The sequence below is a fragment of the Streptomyces sp. NTD91 genome, from assembly GCF_059510455.1.
On sequence record NZ_JCAJZW010000114.1, the window covers coordinates 1 to 1,914 of the forward strand.

The following is a 1,914-nucleotide window of genomic DNA, read 5'->3' on the forward strand; positions in this document are numbered from 1 at the left end:
AGACCGACGACGCCCCCGCCCTGCCGGACCTGCGGCCCCCGGCCGACGTCGTACCCTGGACGGTCTCCGCGCGCAGCGACGAGGCCCTGCGCGCCCAGGCCGCCCGGCTCGCCGCCCACCTGCGCGCCCACCCCGGCACGAGCCCCGCACAGGTCGGACACGCCCTCGCGACGTCCCGGGCCGTGTTCGAACACCGGGCCGTCGTCGTCGGCGACGACCGCGCCGCGCTCCTCGCCGCCCTCGACGCCGTCGGCCGCGGCGAACCGTCCCCCGGCGCCGCCGTCGGCACCTCCGGCACGGAAGGCGCGGTCGCCTTCCTCTTCGCCGGGCAGGGCTCCCAGCGCCTCGGCATGGGCCGTGAACTCCACGCCGCCTTCGACGTGTTCGCCGACGCCTTCGACGCAGCCTGCGCCCACCTCGACGACGAACTGGGCCGCTCCCTGCCCGACATCGTCTTCGGCGACGACGAATCGGCGCTGAACCGAACCGAGTTCACCCAGCCCGCCCTGTTCGCCTTCGAAGTCGCCCTGTTCCGGCTGCTGGAGTCCTGGGGCGTCCGCCCCGACGTGCTCGCCGGGCACTCCGTCGGCCAGCTCGCCGCGGCCCACGTCGCCGGCGTGTGGTCCCTGGAGGACGCCTGCCGCCTCGTCGCCGCGCGCGGCCGGCTCATGCAGGCCCTCCCCGAGGGCGGCGCCATGGTCGCCGTCGAGGCGTCCGAGGACGAGGTGCTGCCCCTGCTCGCCGGACTGGAGGCCGAGGTCGGCATCGCCGCCGTCAACGGGCCCCGCTCCGTCGTCGTCTCGGGCACCGAGGACGGCGTCTCCCGCGTCGCCGGGCACCTGGCCGGGCTCGGCCGCCGCACCACCCGGCTCCGCGTCGGCCACGCCTTCCACTCGCCGCTGATGGAGCCGATGCTGCGGGACTTCCTGCGCGTCGCCGAGAGCCTCACCTACCACCGGCCGCACACCCCGATCGTCTCCGACCTCACCGGCACCCTCGCCGACCCCGGCGAGCTGTGCGCCGCCGGCTACTGGACCGCCCACGTCCGCCAGCCCGTCCGTTTCGCCGACGACATCCGCCGCCTGCGCGAGCAGGGCGTCACCCGCTACCTCGAACTCGGCGCCGACGGCACCCTCACCGCCCTGGCCCGCGCCTGCCTCCCCGACGACCCCGCCACAGGCCCCGCCACCGGCGCGGCCCCGCTGCTCGTGCCCGCGCTGCGCAAGGACCGGCCCGAGATCCCCAGCCTGTACGACGCCCTCGCCCGGCTCCACGTCCACGGCGTCGACGTCGACTGGACCCCGGCGTTCGGCGCCCCGCCCACCGCGCCGGCGGTCGACCTGCCGACGTACGCCTTCCAGCACGAGCGCTACTGGCTCCACCACGGACCCACCCCCGACAACGCCGACGCCCCCACGGCGCGCACTGCCGCAGACACCGTCGACGACCGGTTCTGGGAAGCCGTCGAGTGCGAGGACGTCGACTCCCTGACCCAGGCCCTCGGCGTGCGGGCCGAACAGATCGGCGCGGTCGTCCCCGCCCTCGCGTCCTGGCGCAGGCGGCAGCGGCAGCAGACCGCCGTCGACGCCCTCTCCTACCGGGTGGCGTGGCAGCCCGCCACCGCCGAACCCCCCACCGCGGTCACCCGACCGGCGGACAGCCGCTGGCTGCTGCTCCTGCCCGGCGCCCCCGGCGGCGCCGACCCGACCTCGGATGCCGTCGTCACGGCCCTCGGCGGGCCCGACCGCGTCACCACCGTCGAGGTCACCGGCGACGACCGCACCGACCGGGCCGCCCTCGCCGCCCGGCTCCGCACGGCGACCGCACAGCACCCTGTACGCGGCGTACTCGCCCTCGCCCACCTCGCCGGCACCGACACCGAAGGACTGCCCCTCGGCCCCGCCGTCGTCGCGA

General features: G+C 76.9%; 1 protein-coding gene. It reads left to right on the plus strand.

Annotated features, from left to right (window positions below; translation table 11 throughout):
• Positions 1 to 1,914 (plus strand): acyltransferase domain-containing protein (locus AC5WRT_RS38775; protein WP_496098902.1); only part of this gene is annotated, 1,914 nt, incomplete at both ends.